Origin of the sequence: Aeromonas sp. s2, assembly GCF_040907935.1 — a bacterium.
Classification (GTDB): domain Bacteria; phylum Pseudomonadota; class Gammaproteobacteria; order Enterobacterales; family Aeromonadaceae; genus Aeromonas; species Aeromonas dhakensis.
Window position 1 is genome coordinate 119,444 of record NZ_JBFOCR010000018.1, and the last position, 18,654, is coordinate 138,097.

The following is an 18,654-nucleotide window of genomic DNA, read 5'->3' on the forward strand; positions in this document are numbered from 1 at the left end:
TTCAACCAGTTAATGTGAGTTTTGCTATGTCTACCAATGTTTCTGATACCAATAAATCCAGCCGCCGCGAGCAGCGCTCCAGCGCCCAGACCTTTATCGACAACCTCAAGGGGATGGCTCACCCCAACTCCCGCCGCATCTTTATCCAGGGTTCTCGCCCCGATATCCGGGTGCCCCTGCGGGAGATCCAGCTGGCCGACACCTTCGTCGGCGGCACCAAGGAAGCCCCCCAGTTCGAGCCCAACGAGCCGGTGCCGGTCTACGACACCTCGGGTCCCTATGGGGAAGACGCCGCCCCCATCGACGTGCGCCGCGGCCTGCCGCGCCTGCGCGAGGAGTGGGTGCTGGAGCGCGCTGACACCGAAGCGCTGGAAGGGCTGAGCTCCACCTTCACCCAGGAGCGCCTGGCCGACGAGGGGCTGGATCACCTGCGCTTCGAACACCTGCCGAGCGCTCGCCGCGCCAAGCCGGGTCGCCGGGTCACCCAACTGCACTACGCCCGCGCCGGCATCGTGACCCCCGAGATGGAATTTATCGCCCTGCGCGAGAACATGGGCCGCGAGCGGGTTCGCTCAGAGCTCTTGCGCACCCAGCATCCGGGTCAGGGCTTTGGCGCCAGACTGCCCCAGAACATCACCCCTGAGTTTGTGCGCGATGAAGTGGCCGCCGGGCGCGCCATCATCCCCAGCAACATCAACCACCCGGAAGCGGAGCCCATGATCATCGGCCGCAACTTCCTGGTGAAGATCAACGCCAACATCGGCAACTCGGCGGTCACCTCCAGCATCGAAGAGGAAGTGGAGAAGCTGGTCTGGTCCACCCGCTGGGGCGCCGACACCGTGATGGATCTCTCCACCGGCCGCTACATCCACGAGACCCGCGAGTGGATCCTGCGCAACAGCCCGGTGCCCATCGGTACCGTGCCCATTTACCAGGCGCTGGAGAAGACCAATGGTATCGCCGAGGATCTCACCTGGGAGCTGTTCCGCGACACCCTGCTGGAGCAGGCCGAGCAGGGGGTGGACTACTTCACCATCCACGCCGGCGTGCTGCTGCGCTTCGTGCCCATGACCGCCAAGCGCCTCACCGGCATCGTCTCCCGCGGCGGCAGCATCATGGCCAAGTGGTGCCTCTCCCATCACAAGGAGAACTTCCTCTACGAACACTTCCGCGAGATCTGCGAGATCTGCGCCGCCTACGACGTCAGCCTGTCGCTGGGTGACGGCCTGCGTCCGGGCTCTGTCTATGACGCCAACGACGAGGCCCAGTTCGCCGAGCTGCGCACCCTGGGCGAGCTCACCAAAATTGCCTGGGAATACGACGTGCAGGTGATGATCGAGGGCCCCGGCCACGTGCCCATGCACATGATCGAGCGCAACATGACCGAGCAGCTGGAGCACTGCCACGAAGCGCCCTTCTATACCCTGGGCCCGCTCACCACCGACATCGCCCCGGGTTACGATCACTTCACCTCCGGCATCGGTGCCGCGCTGATCGGCTGGTATGGCTGCGCCATGCTCTGCTACGTGACCCCCAAGGAGCACCTGGGCCTGCCGAACAAGGAGGACGTGAAGCAGGGCCTCATCACCTACAAGATCGCCGCCCACGCCGCGGATCTGGCCAAGGGCCACCCGGGCGCCCAGATCCGAGACAACGCCATGTCCAAGGCGCGCTTCGAGTTCCGCTGGGAGGATCAGTTCAATCTGGCGCTGGATCCCGACACCGCCCGCGCCTACCACGACGAGACCCTGCCCCAGGAGTCCGGCAAGGTGGCCCACTTCTGCTCCATGTGCGGGCCCAAGTTCTGTTCCATGAAGATCACCCAGGACGTGCGCGACTACGCCGCCAAGCTGGAAGCCGTAGAGATCAAGCTGGTCGGCATGGACGGCCAGCAGGAGCGGGTCGTGGCCGACGTTGAGAGCGGCATGGCGCGGATGGCGGAGACCTTCAAGGAGACCGGCGGTGAGATCTACCACCAGGCGGCGACCCTGAAGCAGGCCGCAGGGGAGGAGGCGTGAACAGGGAGCGCGGGGCTTTTAGCCCCGCCGACCTGACAGCGGTGACGGCGGTTCCGCGCCCCGTGGTCTGGACCATAGCCGGATCCGACTCCGGTGGCGGGGCCGGCATTCAGGCCGACTTGCACACCATGCACGACCTCGGTGTGCACGGCTGCTCCGTCATCTCCGCCATCACGGCCCAGAACTCGGTGGTGGTGAAGATGGTCGACCCCGTGTTGATGCAGACTTTCACCGCCCAGATCGACGCCCTGGGGCTGGATCTGCCGCCGGCCGCCATCAAGATAGGCCTGCTGCCGACTCGGCTGCATGTGGAGGTGCTGGCCCGCAGGTTGTCGACCGTCGAGGCTTCCTTCGTGGTCTACGATCCGGTGGCCATCGCCAGCACTGGCACCCCCATGGCGGAGCCCGGCATGCTGGCGGCGGTGCGCGAGCACCTGCTGCCGCGCCTCTCCTTGATTACCCCCAACGGCCCCGAGCTGGAAGCCCTGACCGGCCTGCCCGCCACCAGCCCTGAGCTGGTGCGCCTCGCCGCGCGGCGGCTGCGCGAACTCGGCGCCCGCGCCGTGCTGGTCAAGGGGGGCCACCTGGAATGGGGCGGGGATCTCTGCCTCGACTACTACCAGGACGAGACCCGCGAATTCTGGTTGGCTGCGCCGCGCCTCGATACCCGCCACGGCCACGGCACCGGCTGCTGCTACGCCAGCGCCATCGCGGCGGTAGTGGCGCAGGATTATCCGGTGGAGGACGCCATCACCCTGGCGCGCGCCTACCTGCAACAAGGCTTGGCGGCGGCGCAGGGGGTGGGGGCTGGCCCGGGGCCCATCGCCCACCTGGGTTGGCCAGACAATCTCGCCAACTTCCCCCGTGCCGTGCTGGCGGGCTCAACGCTCGACCGTCGTTTCGGATTGTATGAGACAAGCAGCGCCCGCCTGCCGCAGGGCCCCTTCGCGCCGACCGAACACAGCCTTGGCCTCTATCCGGTGGTGGATTCGGTCAAGTGGCTGCGTCGTCTGTTGGGGGCCGGGATCAAGACGATCCAGCTGCGGATCAAGGATCTGCCCGCCGCCCAGGTGGCGCCGGCCATTGCTGAGGCGGTCGCGCTCGGTCGCCGCCATGGGGCGCGGCTCTTTATCAACGACTACTGGCAGCAGGCCATTGAGGCGGGCGCCTGGGGTGTGCACCTGGGGCAGGAGGATATGGAGACCGCCGATCTCGCCGCCATTCAGGCGGCGGGGCTGCGCCTTGGCATCTCCACTCACGGTTACTTCGAGCTGATGCGGGCCCGCGAGCTGGCCCCCTCCTATATCGCGCTGGGCCATATCTTCCCGACCAACACCAAGGCGATGCCTTCGCGCCCCCAGGGGCTGGAGCGGCTGCACCGTTACCGCGCCCTGATGTGCGACTGGCCGACGGTCGCCATCGGCGGCATCAGCGAGGAGCGGGTCGCGGCGGTCAAGGGGAGCGGGGTCGGCAGCATTGCGCTGGTCTCGGCCATCACGGCGAGCGACGACTGGCAGGGGGCGACGGAACGACTGCTCGCTGCCGTAGGCGCGGGGGACGAGCCACGCTCGGCCACTGACATAAGAGAGGTGGAACATGCGCTCTGATGCCGCGTCTCTCAGTGACGAAGAGTATTTGCGATACGGCCGCCAGCTGATGCTGGGGGAGATCGGGGAAGACGGTCAGGCGCGGCTGAAAGATAAATCCGTGTTGATCGTGGGTCTCGGCGGGCTCGGCTCTCCGCTGGCCCTCTATCTCGCCGGTGCCGGTGTGGGCACCCTCTGGCTCGCCGATGGCGATACGGTGGATTCCAGCAATCTGCCGCGCCAGATCCTGTTCGATGTCGATGCGGTCAACCACTCCAAGGCGGAGCTGGCTCGCGAGCGCTTGGCTGCCCACAACCCGCTGGTGGAGCTGATTGCCATCAACCAGCGCCTCGATGCTGCCAGCTTGCCGGAGTTTGTGGCCGAGGTGGATCTGGTTGTCGACTGCTGCGACAACCTGGCCACCCGCCAGGCCATCAACGCCGCCTGCGTGGCTCAGGGAAAACCCTGGATCTCCGCCGCCGCGGTGGGCTGGCAGGGACAGTTGATGGCGCGAAGCCATGCAGATCACGCCTGCTACGCCTGCCTCTATCCGCAGGATACCAAGGTGAGCCAGAGCTGCGAGACCAGCGGCGTCACCGGCCCGCTGGTCGGGGTGATGGGCTCTTTGCAGGCGCTGGAGGCGCTGAAACTGCTGCTCGGCTTGCCGAGCCCGGTCGCCGGCACCCTGCGCCGTTTCGATGCGCTGGCCCATCAGTGGCAGACCCTCACTCTGGCCCCCGATCCTGATTGCCCGGTTTGCGGGCAGCACAAGGAGATCACCCCATGACCTTGACCATTCGACTCAACGATAAAGCCCAGCCGCTGGCGGCAGGGCAGAGCGTGGCCGACCTGCTGGCGGCGCAAGACGTTAATCCACAGGGGGTGGCGGTGGCCCTTAACGGCGCCGTGCTGCCCCGTGGCCGCTGGGCCGAGACCCGTCTCAATGACGGGGACGAACTTCACCTCTTTACCGCCATTGCGGGAGGCTGACCCATGATGCTCGCAGTCCCATCTTCGAGCGCTCTGCCTTGCGGCGGGGCCTCATCTCTTCTTATCGCAGTGGCCGGAGGCTGACATGCTCAAGATTGCCGATCACACCTTCTCCTCGCGCCTCTTTACCGGCACCGGCAAGTTTGCCCGCCCGGATCTGATGGCTGCCGCCATCGAGGCGAGTGGCTCCCAGCTGGTCACCATGGCCATCAAGCGGCTCGAACCGGGCAAGGCCCACGACGATATCCTGAGCCCCTTGCTGCAACTCGGGGTCAAGCTCTTGCCCAACACCTCCGGCGCCAAGACCGCCGCCGAGGCGGTGTTTGCCGCCCACCTCGCCCGCGAGGCGCTGGGGACGAACTGGTTGAAGCTGGAGATCCACCCCGACCCGCGCTATCTCTTGCCCGATCCCATCGAGACGCTGAAAGCCGCCGAGCAGCTGGTGAAAGAGGGGTTTGTGGTGTTGCCCTACTGCGGCCCCGACCCTGTGCTGTGCAAACGGCTGGAAGAGGTGGGCTGCGCCGCAGTGATGCCGCTCGGGGCGCCCATCGGTTCGAATCAGGGGCTGGTGACCCGGGAGTTTTTGTCCATCATCGTCGAGCAGGCCAATGTGCCCGTGGTGGTGGATGCGGGGATCGGTGCGCCGAGCCACGCCGCCGCCGCCTTTGAGCTCGGCGCCGATGCCGTGCTGGTCAACACCGCCATCGCGGTGAGTGGCGACCCGGTCGCCATGGGCCGCGCCTTTGCTTTGGCCTGTGAGGCAGGACGTAGCGCCTATAAGGCGGGCCTGGGGGCGCGCGGCGTGCAGGCCCAGGCCTCCAGCCCGCTGACCGATTTTCTGGGGGCGTTATGAGTCAGCAAGCCAATGATTCCACCCCGACTCTCCCTTTGTCAGGGGAAGCTATTTTCCCCCCTCTCCCTCTGGGAGAGGGGCTGGGGGTGAGGGCTCAGGGGACAATGGAGTCAGAGACCGCCCCCTCCTTTCTCGACCGCTGGCAGGAGCTGGAGTGGGACGATATCGGCATGCAGATCCGCGCCAAGACCGCCGCCGATGTGGCACGCGCCCTGAGTGCCCCGCGCCGCACCCTGGCGGACTTTATGGCGCTGATCTCGCCAGCTGCCGAAGCCTATTTGCCGCAGATGGCCGCCGAGGCCGAGCGGCTGACCCGCCAGCGCTTTGGCAACACCATCGGCTTCTATGTGCCGCTCTATCTGTCGAATCTCTGCGCCAACGACTGCACCTACTGCGGCTTCTCCATGAGCAATCGCCTCAAGCGCAAGACCTTGAACACAGAGGAGATAGAGCGCGAGTGTCTCGCCATCAAGGCGCGCGGTTTCGACAGCGTGCTGCTGGTGACCGGCGAGCATGAGCACAAGGTGGGGCTCGCCTATTTTCGGCAGGTGATGCCCATCATCCGCCGCCACTTCAGCACGGTGGCGATGGAGGTGCAGCCCCTCTCGCAAGACGAATACGCCGAGCTCAAGACCCTCGGCCTCGACTCGGTCATGGTCTATCAGGAGACCTACCACGCCCCCACCTACGCTCGCCACCACCTGCGCGGCAACAAGCAGGACATCGCATGGCGTCTCGCCACGCCGGATCGGCTGGGCCGCGCCGGGATCGACAAGATAGGGTTGGGGGCGCTGATCGGCCTCTCTGCGGATTGGCGCGCCGACAGCTACTTCGTCGCCGAGCACCTCGCCTGGCTTGAGCGCCATCACTGGCAGAGCCGCTACTCGCTCTCCTTCCCGCGCCTGCGCCCCTGCACCGGGGGGCTGGAGCCGGAGGTTGTGATGTCGGATCGCCAGCTGGCGCAGCTGATCTGCGCCTGGCGCCTCTTCTCGCCGACGCTGGACTTGTCCCTCTCGACCCGCGAGTCGGCCACCTTTCGCAACGGCGCGGTGCGCCTCGGCATCACCCAGATGTCGGCCGAGTCGCGCACCCAGCCGGGTGGCTATGCCGAGGGGGATAAAGAGGAGCTGGAGCAGTTCGCCATCCACGACGACCGCCCAGTGGGGGAAGTGGCCGCCGCCGTGCGGCAGGCGGGATTGCAGCCGGTGTTCAAGGATTGGGAGGCGTTTTTGGGGAGATAATCAAGCCGGCTGGTTTGACCATAAGCGCATATAAGTTGCGGGCTGGTTATAATAGGATGCAGAGAATTTCATTCATGCATCCTGATATTATTCGCTATCTTTCAGGATCCTTAAATAGTTGATTCTGTTACTCATTGTTGAGAGGGCTGTTAAAGCGTCTCTTTAAGTTTTTCTTTAGCAAATTCCAAAAACTTGCTTATTTTTCGAGCGCGAGAGCTCTCACCTGTTGCCATAAGTGCGACAATGTCTACTTGTGGCAAGGAATATTCTTGGAGTAACTCAACCAAAGTGCCAGCATTGAGCTCGGCAATTAGATCCCATTCCGAACGATTGATTATACCCAATCCATCTAGAGCCCACTGTTTCACTACGTCAGCAATATTGCTGGTAAGTGAAGGCGTGACTCTAATGCGATATTCTTTGCCTGATTCGATATTCTGGAAACGCCAGAGTGAAACATCTTCATTATTTTCTCTCAATACAATACAGTTATGTCGCGCAGTAATTAATTGTTCTGGCGTTGTCAAGGCTGGCATGGCGGCAATATAGTCTGGCGATGCGCAGAGGATACGACGAGTAGGTGAGATAACCATTCTATAAAGATGTGCTTGGGTTAACTCACCAATATAAAACATGATGTCTGGTTGGAGAGGTGCGTCTGTCCAGGAAGGTCTATCAGATAGGGTAAGATCAATAGATACTGCAGGATGTTTTTGCTTGAATTGACCAATAATAGGAGAGAGTTTTTTCTCACCGAAACCAATGGGTGCAAGTATATTTATATGGCCGCAAAGGTCATCTTTGGCTGATCTTAGTCGCTCCTCAATCGAGGCTATATACCTGATGGCCTCTGGTCCCATATCGATCAATATTTGACCGTGCTCAGTGACTTTTAGTTGGCGACCTTGTCGCTCAATTAGGATAAGACCAAGTTTTTCCTCGAGGGATCTGAGTTTCTGCGTAACATAAGGCGCTGAAACATGCAGTTGTTTTGCTGCGGTGGAGAAATTTTTGCACGCTGCAATGGTAATGAAAAATTTTATATCATTTACAGTCAGCATTAACATTGCCATTAAGTGAGGATTAACAGAATTCTAAATGTGAGAGAGATGTTATCACATGCTATGTTCCTACCGCAACGCAAGCGCACTACACTAAGAGGTTAATATATTCATGGATGTTACAGTCAACAATCAATCTACCTGTACAGAATACGATAAGCTGAAACCGTTAGGGTGGCTTGCTAATGGAATGAAAGCTGAAAATGGTCGCATAATATCATTTCCAATAACTCCACAGCTCAATGATACTATTAGTTATTCTGATGAAATAATTGAAAACGGATATTTTTATGAGAGGGAGTTATGCTCACCGGTAGACATGGATGATGATATTGACTGGCATTCATTTAAGGCACATTGGGATCGTCTAGCTGTTGATAAATACATGGCTGATGGAGGGACTTATCGTTTGAGACGATACTCCACACTCTTTTTTGAATCACATAGAATGGCAATTTTAAAAATGCCATATATGCCACTTTTTAAGTCCAGCAGTTATAATTCTTTTGCAGGAGATATTTTTAGGGAGTTTCAAGAGACTGAATCATCATTGTTTTATAATCCGTATTTTTTACGTCTTTTAAATGAATCGCTGCGAGTTTTCATCGCCTGTGAGAATCAACGGGGAAGAACAAAGCAGAAATGGTTTATTGAAGTAGACCAGTATCGGATTACTGCTGATAAGAAACAGATAGGAAAGCCTACACCAGAAGGTATACATAGTGATGGTACAAATTATTTTTCGCTGATGTTGGTAACTCGAGAAGGGATCAGTGGTGGGGTAAGTTCTTTATATGACAATGATCTAAATTTAAAAAGAGAAGTCACATTGGAGTATCCGGGGGATGTTATTATGTTAGACGATGCATCAATGATGCATGGTGTGACCAGTCTTGAACCTCTCGAGGATCATGGCGTGAGAGATATTCTCCATATATCCTTTACTAATTTATTGAGGCCTGGCTCCGTCAATCGACGCTTTGGATTCGGCTCTGCAGATATGCTGACAATCTAAATTTTTATTTCATGGTTTTAGCGAGGTGCTATTTGTCGAAGTGTTAGTCGATGGATAGCCCTTCAAAGGAAGTAATATGACATTAAGTATCATGCTGGTATTTTTTTTTAGCTGTGTTGCCTTTAGTTTTTCTCCTGGGGCAGGGGCAATTGCAACCATGTCAAGATCGATAGAAGATGGAATAGTTCAGGCTAGGTATAATATTATTGGTTTACAGCTGGCACTATTGGTTCATCTCATCATTGTCAGTGTTGGGTTGGGAGCTTTTATCGCGTCATCAGAAATGGCATTCGATGGTATAAAGTATATAGGTGGAAGCTACCTTATCTACTTGGGGGTAATGAAAATAAAGAACTCGGGGAATAGTGTTCTACGTAATGCTGAGATGCAAAGCGGAAAGTTAAAGAGCTTGGCAGACGGCTTTGTTGTTAATATAACAAATCCAAAATCCATTGTTTTTTTAGTCGCATTTCTTCCGCAATTTGTTGATAGTTCAGGTAGTAGCTATCAATACTTTAAGCTGGGTCTGTTCATTATTATAGTGGACTGCATTGCGATGTTTTCATATGCATCTCTGGCGAATGTCTTATTGCGATATCTATCTGATCCATTGCATTTAAAACGTCTAAATTTAATATTTGGCGCAGTATTTATAATACTAGCAGTGATGTTGTTAATGTCTGGCAGACATTGAGTTAATGGCGGATATGAAGGATTCATCTCTTCGAACGTGATGTGGTAGCTAGTGGTGGTAAATCAATATTTTTCTTTGAGATATAGCGGAGTTCAACCTTAGGGCATAAGAGTGTAAATATGTGCATCCTGGGGCTGACCATGGAGGAATATGCGATTCCTTGCCCGACACTCAAAGGTAGCGCCGGCAGCGATGGCAACGGCTTCGCTGCCGGTGTTACCGACTCCCATCACGATCTCCAGCCGAAATAGCCCCAACTGCTGAAAGCCAAAGTCACGGAGCAGGGCGACCGCTTGCCGGGCGATGCCGCAGCCTTGGCGGGACTGGCGCACCCAATAACCGATATTGCCGTAGCGATGATGGGGCGACAGCTGGTTGATTCCGGCGCCACCCAAGAACTGGCCGGTGGTGGCGCAGAAGATGCCCATATCAAAGGCGCGTCCCGCCGCACAATCCTGATCGCAGCTGGCAAACCAGGCCAGCACCTGCTCCCGGTTGAACGAGGGAGTGCACCAGCTCATCCAGCTGCCGACCGTCTCGATGGATTCGTGGGCCGCACGGACAAATTCATCGGCATCGCTCGCTTCGAAGGGGCGGATGATGAGACTGGCGTTGGCAAGGGGCTGGAATGTCATTGGCTGTCCTGCGTTGTCAGAGAGTAACTGCGCCCTCCAGAGGGGCGGTTTGGTCGCTGGCCAAACCGGGTGTCGTCCTGAGAAAAGCAGCCGGCCACCTTGGGAGCTGGGGGACAACACGATCCTGTTGAAGCTTGAGTAAACCTACCCTAACGGAATCGGGTGGAGCCGTGCCAGCTTTTTGTGGGCCCAGGTTCGCCAGTCTCTGTCGCCCGGTGGTGGTGGGTGCATCGACCCCGCCGGGGTTTGTCTCTAGCATAAGGAGGATGCGGGGCAGGGGCTCCGCCATGCGGGCGGTGGTTGATGCCCGTATACGGACTTCTGGCGGAGAGAAAAGATGAAGCTGCGTTCCTTGTTGATGGTGGGGGCCCTGCTGCTGGGCGGTTGTGCGGTCAATCCCTACGGTGGCACTCAGGCCCCTGTCAGTGAACCGGACCAGCCAGTGAGCCAGCCGGACAAGCCGGTGACCAAGCCGGATACCGGGGCGCCGCTGCCCAAGCCGGTGGCGCCGACCGGGTTGGCGCTGGCCATGGCCGATGCCTTTGTGCAGGCCTCCGAGGTGCGGGCGCTGGCGCAAACCGGTCAGCCGGTACTGCTGCTCACCCCGCCCCAGAACGGCACCGGCGAGCCGGTGGACACCCGCGCCATGGCAGCGGCCATGAGCAAGCGCATCCAGAGCAAGAGCGGTTTTCGCTTTGTCGACCCGGGTCAGGTGGCCACCATCACCGGCCAGCTTGAGTATCAGCAGGGCAGGATGAACCCGGCCTCTCTGGTGCGGCTCGGTCGTCAAACCGGCGCCGGCTACATGCTGTACGGGGATCTGGTGGCCGAGGGCAGCCGCTATCGGCTGTCGATGACCCTGATGGAGCTGCGCAGCGGCGAGCTGCTCTGGAGCGGCAGTCGCTCTGCCAGCCACTGAGGATGCCGAAGGGCTGACAGGTTTGTCAGCCCTTCACGCTTTGGGCGGGGCCAGCAGGTTGAGGTAATCGAGCAGCGAGAAAGGGTGCGCAAAGCCCGTCAGCTTGGCCAGCCTGTCCAGCTCTGTCTGTCCAACTTGCTGTAACTGTGCCTGCTGAGCCGGCGTGAGCGTCGTAGACCTTGCCTTGATCAGGGCATCGAGCAAGGCGCGGTCTCCGGCGACTGCCTGATGGAACGCCTTGATCGCCAGGGCCTCTACCTCTGCGGCGGTGCAGCGTTCCATGCTCTTCTCATGCAGGTAGACAAGCACCGTCACCTGCTGCTCTCTTTCCAGCGACCAGAAGCGATCCTCTTTGGGAGGCAACGCGGGTTTGTGGCGGGCCTTGCTTGCCTCACAACGCGCAAACGCCGGATCCAGATCGTGCAACGACAGGGCCATGGCGTTCTGGCTTGTGGTCAGCAACAGACACAGTGCACCCAAGGCCGGGCTGAGGAGCGTGGGTTTGGCCTTGCCCTTGCCCTTGCGCTCGGTGGTGAGTGGCGACAGCGGTCTCATACCTGCTTTTTCAGAAAATAGGTGGTATGCCCGGGTGGCATGTCCGGCAGCTCGCCAAAGACCTGATAACCCTGCTTCTGATAGAAGGGCAGCGCCTGGAAGCTGGTGGTTTCCAGATGAAAGTTGCTGATGCCCTTGCTTCGGGCGTACTGCTCCATGGTGGCGAGCAGGCGGCCGCCCCAGCCATCCTGGCGGATGCGCTCATCAATCCAGAGCCAGTCCACGTGCAGCCAACCCCACTTGAGATCGGCGGTGATGCCGCCGTGCACCTTGCCCGCTTCATCCTTGATAAAACTGGCGATGTGCTCGCGCAGGTGGGTGCCGGCCTGGCTGATGTTGTAGCCCGACAGGCCGATGCGCAGCGCGTCGACATCCTGCTCGGCAGGGGGTTGGGGTTGGGTCAGGTACATGGTCTCTCCAGAGCCGGGTAAAGGGCCTCTATCAATAACCGTTCAGACTCAATCTGGTCAAGCTATTACCCCTTCCCGGCTGCCGCCGGCCCGGCGTCACAGCTGCGGGAAGTAGCAGGCGGCCATGTCGACCGGGTGATCGGGGCTGCCGGGCAGGTAGAAGTGCCAGCCCGCATCGGTGAAGGCGCGCAGCTCGCTCTCCACGAACTTGAGGGCGAGGCTGAGGGCCTGCAGGGCATCGACGCCATAGATGAAGGTCTTGTTGCCAAGGCCGTCCAGCTTCACCTTGCAGCGCCAGTCACCGCCGGCGGACTTGGGATCCGGCTCGGGGGCTCCGATGGCAATCTTCACGGTCAGCTGTTCTCCCTCGATGCTGATGGCATCGAAGCGCGCTTTCACTATGGCTCTCTTCATCTGGACGATCCTTTTCCGGGGCCGGCGTCTGCCTGGCCGGGCTGATGGGGGGTGAGTCGGCCGGGAGGGCAGACTCAGGAAGGTCAGCCTAATGGATGCGGGCACCGCAGACAACGGGCATCGAGGCGGCTTGTGAGGTGGCTTGAAGATCCATGATTGCTGCTCTTTTGATCAGCGGGTGGCGGGGCAAGCGCTATTTTCCCGCATTGCTTGATGCACATCCATGAATGGCCGGATTCGCTGCTGGTTTGGCGCCGCACCCGGCATGATAATTGGGGCAGGCGGCCAGCCCGGCGTGCGCCTCTCGTCCCCCGGATCCAAGGAAACCGCATGGCACTTTCGGTCGAGCAATTATATGAAGTGATGGCCCAGCTGCCCGATCCCGTCTTCATCCTGAGCGAAGACGGCTACTACATCGAATACATCGGCGGGGTGGAGCAGCAATCCTATCAGGATGGCAACCCGCTGGCGGGCAAGCGACTGGCCGATGTGCTGCCCGCCGACATGACCCGCTGGGTGATGGATCAGGTGACCCTGGCGCTGGATTCGGGCCAGGTGCAGGTGGTGGAGTACGAGCTGGCGGCGGTGGAGGTGGAGGGGATCGACGCCTCGGTCGGGCCGCAGGGGATGCAGCGCTTCGAGGGCAAGATTGCGCCGCTGCCCTCCCGCTACGACGGCAAGCGGGCGGTGGCCTGGGTGACCCGCAACATTACCGGCCAGCACGAGCTGCAGCAGCGGCTCAAGCTGCAGAGCGAAACCGACCAGCTGACCGGCCTCTACAACCGCCGCTATTTCTTCGAGCACTGCCGGCAGCGGCGGGAGAGAGAGGCCCCCTGCAGCCTGGTGATGCTGGACATAGACCACTTCAAGCAGATCAACGATCGCTTCGGCCATCAGCAGGGCGACCGGGCGCTGCAGCGCTTCTGCGACTGCGTGGCCGCCCAGCTGCGGGCGGACGATCTGTTCGTGCGCAGCGGCGGCGAGGAGTTTCTGATCCTGCTGCCCGGCATGAGCGAGCCGGATCTGCAGGCGCTGGCGGAGCGGATCCGGGCCGCCGTGGCGGCGTTGCCGGCGGATCCGGTGGCCTTTACCGTCAGTCTGGGCACCACCCTGGTGCAGCCGGGGGAGGAGATCAACCAGGCGCTGGCCCGCGCCGACGAGTGGCTCTATCGGGCCAAGCGGGCGGGTCGCAACCGGGTCGCTCACTGCCCTGCGGGCGGCCAGCGCAAGGGGGCAAAACAGGGGAAGCCAACCCCCTGATATATGGCGGCAGGACCGGCACCAATATATTGGCGGCGGTCGGGGTCATTCATTGCATAATTGGCTGATATTGTCGGGCTGATGCTGTTAATATTAACGGGCCACTCTCTGGCCTTATTCAAGTTGTTGAGCAACTCATCGAGGTTTTGTCGTTATGTTATCAGACGGAGCTGAATTGATTATCTTGAGGCCAAAATGACACATCTTATTTCCTTTTGAAACAAGCTGATTCAAACAGTCATGAATTATTAACCTTGACCTTTATGGCGATTTCAACGATGGTAGCGTGGCATCCCCGTTTCCTCTTGGTGATCATGTTGATCGCAGGCGGGCTTGTTTTTTCTACGATCCGGTCGATATGCCACGGCATGTCGCCACGCCTAATTACACGGGCCAATAAAATATAAGATGACAGATTAATAAGGTGTATATCGCAATGAGTGTTGCTATTGCTGAGAAGAGTAATTCCGCATCAAAGTTGAAATGGGAGAAAAGTGATTCGGTATGGACCATGGGCTTATATGCCACTGCAGTCGGTGCCGGTACACTGTTTCTCCCAATTACCGTTGGCAGTAATTCGCCGGTTATTTTGCTGTTTATATTATTAATGGCATTTCCGCTTTCTTATTATTCCCATCGGGCATTGAGTCGTTTTGTATTATCCAGCTCCCACCGGGAAGGGGATATTACCCACGTGGTGGAAGAGCACTTCGGGGCGCGGGCAGGCAAGCTGCTGATGCTGGTCTATCTGATGGCCTTCTACCCCATCATTCTGGTCTACAGCATCTCCATCACCAACGCGATCCAGAGCTTTGTGGTGCACCAGCTGGGCAATGCCGAGATCCCGCGCGGCCTGCTGGTGCTGGGGGTGATGTTGGGGCTGCACCTGGTGCTGCTGGCGGGCAAGCAGATCGTGGTGTCAGCCATCAGCGTGCTGGCCCTGCCCATGGTTGCCTTCCTCATCGGCCTCTCCATCTATCTGCTGCCCCAGTGGAGCCTCTCCTATTTCAGCGAGAGTCAGGGGGTGGACTGGCGTGACCCGGCGTTCTGGAAATCCCTCTGGCTGATCGTGCCGGTGATGGTGTTCTCCTTCAGCCATGCGCCCATCATCTCCTCCTTCAGCGCGGCGCAGAAGAAGCGCTGTCAGGCGAGCGCCGACCAGCGCGCCAAACGGATCATCAAGTGCAGCAGCCTGCTGATTTGCGGCAGCGTGCTGTTCTTCGTGGTGAGCTGCGTGATGAGCCTGAGTCAGGCCGAGATGGCGCAGGCCCGCATCGACAATATTTCGGTGCTGTCGGCGCTGGCGAACAAGTTCTCCAATCCGCTGATCGCCTACGTGGGGCCGCTCATCGCCATTCTGGCCATGTCCAAATCCTTCCTCGGCACCTCCATGGGGGTGAGCGAGGGGACGGTGAGCATGGTGAACGGTGCCTGTCAGGGGCTGGGGCTGTCGCTGCGTGAAGCGACCATAGCGCGGGTCTCGTCGGTCATCCTGTTCGTGGTGACCGGGGTCATCACCTACTTGAACCCGAACGTGCTGGAGATCATCGAGAAGGTGAGCGGGCCGCTCATCGCGGTGATCCTGTTCCTGCTGCCGGCCTGCTCCATCTATCGTCTGCCTGCCCTCCAGCGTTATCGCGGGGCGAGCACCCTCTTCGTGCTGGTGATCGGGCTGCTGGCCATCTCGGCCCTTATCTACGATCTGCTGTAACGGCGGATCCCGCACAAGTCAAAAAGGGCGACCATCTGGTCGCCCTTTTTCTTGGTGTTGCCGTTAGCCGAACAGGGTGGAGACGCTCTGGCCGGCCATCAGCAGGCCGATGGCCAGGGCGCTGAACCAGACCAGGGTGGCGCTCACCAGCAGGTAGCCGCTGGCGACGAACAGGCCGTCGCGCTGCAGCATGCCGATGGCCAGCAGCAGGATGGCCCAGGCCGGCATGGCGTTGGTGAAGGGGATGGCCCCGAGCGGCAGCATCAGCAGCAGAGCCGCCAGCATGATCAGCAGGCCGTTGCAGCGGTTGATGGTGCTGCTGCCGGTCAGCAACAGCAGACGCGGGCGGATGAAGCGGTCGATGCGGGCCAGCAGATCCGCCCCCTTGTGCAGGGTCGGCTTGAGCTGATCTGCGGCGAAGCGGCGCTCCATCAGGATGGCGGGCAGCCAGGGCACCCGGTTGAGGGTGATGCCGATGCCGATGAACAGGATCAGCAGGCCAAAGGGGGTGCTGACGCCGGGGATGGAGACCGGCAGCAGGAAGGGGACTGTGAGCAGCACGCAAAACAGCAGCATGCCCTGTTCGCCGACCAGAGCCAGCATCTGGCGCAGGCTGATATGGCTATCCTCGATGGCGTGGGCGGTGGCCCGCAGGGTGTCGGAGAGCTTGTTCTGAGGGTCGTTGAGTTGCGCGGCAACCATTCCCTGTGTCCTTCTGGTGAGTGGCACCGGCCCACCATGAGCCGGTTGCCGGCCAGCATACGGGGCAGAGGTTAATCGGGGATGAATAACGGGCGGGACGGCCGAGTGTGATCCTTGCGGCGAAAACGACGCGATACAGGCTGGGTTTAGGATAGGGGCCAGGGGGCTCTGATATGCTTGACGGGCACTGGTGCAGCGCACGGAGGAGCCGTGATGAAACGAGCAGGGATCATGATGATGGGGCTGTTGTTGCCGCTGGGGCAGGCCTGGAGCGCAGAGGGGGAGGCCGCCCCCGGCTGGCAGGTGACGCCGTTCTTCGGTTACAGCTCGGCCATCGACTTCGAGGCCAACGACGACCCCCAACCGACGCCCGTCGCTTCCCGGCTGGAGTCCTTGCAGGGGGAGCGCTCCGGCAGCTGGGGCCTGTTCATCAGCAGGGAGGTGGATGACCCCGGCATGATAGAGCTGCTCTACAGCCACCAGTCCACCCACCTCTCCCCCGATCAGCCGGAGCGGTTGACGGTAGACACCCTCCACTTCGCCGGGGCGCTCACCCTGTCGGACAACCTGATGGCCCCCTATATCGGCGCCGGGATCGGCGCGACCCGCTTCGCCGCCTACGACAGCGACGTCGCTCCCTCCATGTCGCTGGCGCTCGGGGTGCAGCCGCGCCTGACCGAGCATCTGGCGCTGCGGGCCGAGGTGCGCGGTTATGGCGCCCTGGTCAACGACAACAGCCAGTTTCTCTGCAACCCGGATCAGTGCGTGTTCAAGGTGCGCGGCGAGCTGGTGACCCAGTGGCAGGCCAATATCGGCCTGACCCTGCGCTTTTGAGCCTAGTGCACCGCGGCGTCGTGCCGCCCCTGCCTCGTGCACTGCCCTCGCTGTCGACCCCGCGCTTGCTGCTGCGGGCGTTTGATGCCAAAGACAGTGCCGATCTGTTCGCCATCTACGGGGATCCCCTGGTGATGCGCTTCGTCGGCGAGCCGCCGTTTCCCTCCCTCGCCACCGTGGCGCAGATGTTGGCAAGCGTGGAGCGGTTGCTGGCCGCCGGCGAGTCGCTGGAGTGGGGGCTGGTGGCGCGCGACAGCGAGCGCCTTATCGGCACCTGCGGCCTGCACAGCTTTGCAAACGAGGCCGGTCTGCGCCAGGCAGAGGTGGGCTGCATGCTGGCTCGCCGACATTGGGGAGAGGGATGGATGGCAGAGGCGCTGACGGCCCTGATCGCCTATGCCCGCCAGCTCGGCCTTGCCACGCTGCTGGCGGATATCGAGCCGGACAATCTGCCCAGCCAGCGGCTGTTTGAGCGGCTGGGCTTTGTCTGGCAGCAGGATGGCTGCTACCGCCTGGCGCTGGGCGAGGGGATCACACCAGACCGCGGGTGAGACGGCTGAGGGGCTCGTTGACGTCGAACAGCTTGAACTGCACCGCGCTGGCGCCCATGGCGAGCACCCGTTGCTCGTGCATGGTGGCGTAGGCGAGGGCGCTCGCCTCATCCTCGAACAGATAGATGCCACCCGCCTCGCCGGTGCGCGGGTTTTCGGTCCAGATCTTGGAGATGAAGCCCGGCTCCCGGGTGATGGACTCGGCCAGCGGCATGGCCGCGCTCGTGAGGGCCGGCCCCATCAGCTCGGCGGGGAAGTTGAAATGGATCTGCAGCAGGCTGGGCATGGTGCACCTCTGTTGGGCGTTGATTGACGGAGTCCGCATCATAGGAAGCCGGCAACTTGACTGCAAGAAGGCACATTTTCGTGGCATAGTTACCGCAAAGTAACCACTCGCGAGCCATCCCTTGTCCTCACTGCCCTGTCCCGCCTACCGGGTGCTGCGCCTGCTGGCCGGCAAATGGAAACCGGCCATCCTGTTTCATCTGCGCGCCCAGACCCTGCGCTTTGGCGACCTGCGCCGCAACCTGCCCGCGGTGAGCCAGAAGGTGCTGACCGCCCAGCTCAAGGAGCTGGAGAGCGACGGCGTCATCATCCGCACCCTCTACCCGGACGTGCCGCCTCGGGTGGAGTACAGCCTGAGCCCGCTCGGCATCGCCCTGATCCCCCTGCTCCAGCAGATGCACGACTTCGCGCTGAGCCACGGCGATCTGCTGGCGCTGAGTAAAGCGGAGGCGGCCCGCGAGGAGCCCCATCCCGCCGAGCGCTGTTAAGCTCGCGTCGGCCAGACCATTACCCACTCGGCGCAGCCGGTGTGGGGATCCACGGCGTCGGTCGCCACCTGAAATCCTTGCGCGCGATAGAAGTCACACGCGGTCCGGTTCTGCTGATAGACCTGCAGCCGCAGGGCCGGCAACTGCCCCTTGGCGTGCTCGAGCAGGGCCTTGCCCAGCCCTTTCCCCTGCTGCGCGGGGGCCACGAAGAGGGCGGCCAGGGAGCCCTCGTGCAGGGAGTAGAAGCCAAGCAGCTGGTCACCCAGGCAGAGCACCTGGCTGTCGGCGGCGGGCAGATAGATCTCCCGCATCGGCGCCAGGTTGGCGTGCCAGTAAGCGGGCTCGATGAAGTGGTGGGCCTGCAGGGAGGCCTCCAGCCAGATGGCGAGGACGGCCTCGGTGTCGGCCGGGGTGAAGGGGCGTATCTGCATG

Annotated in this window: 22 protein-coding genes; 14 read left to right on the forward strand and 8 right to left on the reverse strand. The window is 60.7% G+C overall.

All coding sequences use genetic code 11. The annotated features are described in order from the left end of the window. Positions 1 to 26: 26 nt before the first annotated feature. From thiC to thiH, 6 genes are all read left to right on the forward strand, one after another. The gene (thiC, locus tag AB5Y81_RS14895; protein WP_279484969.1) at positions 27 to 2,018 is read left to right on the forward strand and encodes a phosphomethylpyrimidine synthase ThiC; all 1,992 of its coding nucleotides are present in this window, start codon (positions 27 to 29) and stop codon (positions 2,016 to 2,018) included. Next, positions 2,015 to 3,625, forward strand: coding sequence for a thiamine phosphate synthase (thiE, locus tag AB5Y81_RS14900; RefSeq protein WP_258118032.1), 1,611 nt, complete (start codon positions 2,015 to 2,017; stop codon positions 3,623 to 3,625). Before thiC ends, thiE begins: the two co-directional genes overlap by 4 nt. Beyond that, positions 3,615 to 4,391, forward strand: coding sequence for a HesA/MoeB/ThiF family protein (locus tag AB5Y81_RS14905; protein WP_258118033.1), 777 nt, complete (start codon positions 3,615 to 3,617; stop codon positions 4,389 to 4,391). The genes thiE and AB5Y81_RS14905 overlap by 11 nt, the downstream gene beginning before the upstream one ends. Next, complete coding sequence (thiS, locus tag AB5Y81_RS14910) at positions 4,388 to 4,594, forward strand: sulfur carrier protein ThiS (protein ID WP_005357774.1); 207 nt, start codon at positions 4,388 to 4,390, stop codon at positions 4,592 to 4,594. The genes AB5Y81_RS14905 and thiS overlap by 4 nt, the downstream gene beginning before the upstream one ends. A gap of 85 nt (positions 4,595 to 4,679) precedes the next feature. Then, complete coding sequence (locus AB5Y81_RS14915; RefSeq protein ID WP_258118034.1) at positions 4,680 to 5,447, forward strand: thiazole synthase; 768 nt, start codon at positions 4,680 to 4,682, stop codon at positions 5,445 to 5,447. Between the two features lie 104 nt (positions 5,448 to 5,551). Next, positions 5,552 to 6,688: a 2-iminoacetate synthase ThiH gene (gene thiH / locus AB5Y81_RS14920; protein WP_258118035.1), complete on the forward strand. Its 1,137-nt coding sequence runs from the start codon at positions 5,552 to 5,554 to the stop codon at positions 6,686 to 6,688. Between the two features lie 149 nt (positions 6,689 to 6,837). Here thiH and AB5Y81_RS14925 read toward each other — a convergent pair whose 3' ends face one another. Then, positions 6,838 to 7,749, reverse strand: coding sequence for a LysR family transcriptional regulator (locus AB5Y81_RS14925; RefSeq protein WP_185450725.1), 912 nt, complete (start codon positions 7,747 to 7,749; stop codon positions 6,838 to 6,840). A gap of 112 nt (positions 7,750 to 7,861) precedes the next feature. On the opposite strand from AB5Y81_RS14925, the gene AB5Y81_RS14930 reads away from it, so the two are divergent. Continuing rightward, a complete protein-coding gene (locus tag AB5Y81_RS14930; protein ID WP_124250490.1) occupies positions 7,862 to 8,764 on the forward strand; it encodes a 2OG-Fe dioxygenase family protein in 903 nt (300 codons plus the stop codon). A gap of 76 nt (positions 8,765 to 8,840) precedes the next feature. After that, the gene (locus AB5Y81_RS14935; RefSeq protein WP_124250491.1) at positions 8,841 to 9,458 is read left to right on the forward strand and encodes a LysE family transporter; all 618 of its coding nucleotides are present in this window, start codon (positions 8,841 to 8,843) and stop codon (positions 9,456 to 9,458) included. Positions 9,459 to 9,556: 98 nt separating this feature from the next. On the opposite strand, the gene AB5Y81_RS14940 is transcribed toward AB5Y81_RS14935, so the two are convergent. Continuing rightward, on the reverse strand, positions 9,557 to 10,093 hold the full coding sequence (locus tag AB5Y81_RS14940) for a GNAT family N-acetyltransferase (protein ID WP_185450727.1): 537 nt from the start codon (positions 10,091 to 10,093) through the stop codon (positions 9,557 to 9,559). Positions 10,094 to 10,430: 337 nt separating this feature from the next. On the opposite strand from AB5Y81_RS14940, the gene AB5Y81_RS14945 reads away from it, so the two are divergent. Further along, positions 10,431 to 11,012 carry a penicillin-binding protein activator LpoB gene (locus AB5Y81_RS14945; protein WP_258118037.1) on the forward strand — a complete coding sequence of 194 codons (582 nt, stop codon included), beginning with the start codon at positions 10,431 to 10,433 and terminating at the stop codon, positions 11,010 to 11,012. Between the two features lie 33 nt (positions 11,013 to 11,045). On the opposite strand, the gene AB5Y81_RS14950 is transcribed toward AB5Y81_RS14945, so the two are convergent. The 3 genes from AB5Y81_RS14950 to AB5Y81_RS14960 form a co-directional block, all read right to left on the reverse strand. Further along, positions 11,046 to 11,567 carry a hypothetical protein gene (locus tag AB5Y81_RS14950; RefSeq protein ID WP_124250494.1) on the reverse strand — a complete coding sequence of 174 codons (522 nt, stop codon included), beginning with the start codon at positions 11,565 to 11,567 and terminating at the stop codon, positions 11,046 to 11,048. Continuing rightward, complete coding sequence (locus AB5Y81_RS14955) at positions 11,564 to 11,977, reverse strand: N-acetyltransferase (RefSeq protein WP_095591893.1); 414 nt, start codon at positions 11,975 to 11,977, stop codon at positions 11,564 to 11,566. The genes AB5Y81_RS14950 and AB5Y81_RS14955 overlap by 4 nt, the downstream gene beginning before the upstream one ends. 96 nt (positions 11,978 to 12,073) lie before the next feature. Continuing rightward, positions 12,074 to 12,391: a hypothetical protein gene (locus AB5Y81_RS14960; RefSeq protein WP_005308203.1), complete on the reverse strand. Its 318-nt coding sequence runs from the start codon at positions 12,389 to 12,391 to the stop codon at positions 12,074 to 12,076. A 330-nt stretch (positions 12,392 to 12,721) separates the two neighbouring features. Here AB5Y81_RS14960 and AB5Y81_RS14965 point away from each other — a divergent pair, with 330 nt between their 5' ends. Next, positions 12,722 to 13,651 carry a sensor domain-containing diguanylate cyclase gene (locus tag AB5Y81_RS14965; protein WP_124250496.1) on the forward strand — a complete coding sequence of 310 codons (930 nt, stop codon included), beginning with the start codon at positions 12,722 to 12,724 and terminating at the stop codon, positions 13,649 to 13,651. 436 nt (positions 13,652 to 14,087) lie between these two features. Beyond that, a complete protein-coding gene (locus AB5Y81_RS14970) occupies positions 14,088 to 15,362 on the forward strand; it encodes an amino acid permease (RefSeq protein WP_024942174.1) in 1,275 nt (424 codons plus the stop codon). A gap of 63 nt (positions 15,363 to 15,425) precedes the next feature. On the opposite strand, the gene AB5Y81_RS14975 is transcribed toward AB5Y81_RS14970, so the two are convergent. Continuing rightward, on the reverse strand, positions 15,426 to 16,064 hold the full coding sequence (locus AB5Y81_RS14975) for an exopolysaccharide biosynthesis protein (protein ID WP_005308210.1): 639 nt from the start codon (positions 16,062 to 16,064) through the stop codon (positions 15,426 to 15,428). Between the two features lie 213 nt (positions 16,065 to 16,277). Here AB5Y81_RS14975 and AB5Y81_RS14980 point away from each other — a divergent pair, with 213 nt between their 5' ends. Continuing rightward, the gene (locus tag AB5Y81_RS14980) at positions 16,278 to 16,898 is read left to right on the forward strand and encodes an outer membrane beta-barrel protein (RefSeq protein ID WP_279484965.1); all 621 of its coding nucleotides are present in this window, start codon (positions 16,278 to 16,280) and stop codon (positions 16,896 to 16,898) included. A gap of 5 nt (positions 16,899 to 16,903) precedes the next feature. Then, complete coding sequence (locus AB5Y81_RS14985; RefSeq protein ID WP_279485515.1) at positions 16,904 to 17,449, forward strand: GNAT family N-acetyltransferase; 546 nt, start codon at positions 16,904 to 16,906, stop codon at positions 17,447 to 17,449. On the opposite strand, the gene AB5Y81_RS14990 is transcribed toward AB5Y81_RS14985, so the two are convergent. Then, the gene (locus AB5Y81_RS14990) at positions 17,430 to 17,735 is read right to left on the reverse strand and encodes a monooxygenase (protein ID WP_005308216.1); all 306 of its coding nucleotides are present in this window, start codon (positions 17,733 to 17,735) and stop codon (positions 17,430 to 17,432) included. The genes AB5Y81_RS14985 and AB5Y81_RS14990 overlap by 20 nt on opposite strands. Before the next feature lie 121 nt (positions 17,736 to 17,856). Here AB5Y81_RS14990 and AB5Y81_RS14995 point away from each other — a divergent pair, with 121 nt between their 5' ends. Further along, entirely contained in the window at positions 17,857 to 18,222 is a 366-nt protein-coding gene (locus AB5Y81_RS14995; RefSeq protein ID WP_279484964.1) for a helix-turn-helix domain-containing protein, read from the forward strand. On the opposite strand, the gene AB5Y81_RS15000 is transcribed toward AB5Y81_RS14995, so the two are convergent. Beyond that, entirely contained in the window at positions 18,219 to 18,653 is a 435-nt protein-coding gene (locus AB5Y81_RS15000) for an N-acetyltransferase (protein ID WP_279484963.1), read from the reverse strand. The genes AB5Y81_RS14995 and AB5Y81_RS15000 overlap by 4 nt on opposite strands. Between the last annotated feature and the right edge of the window lies 1 nt (position 18,654).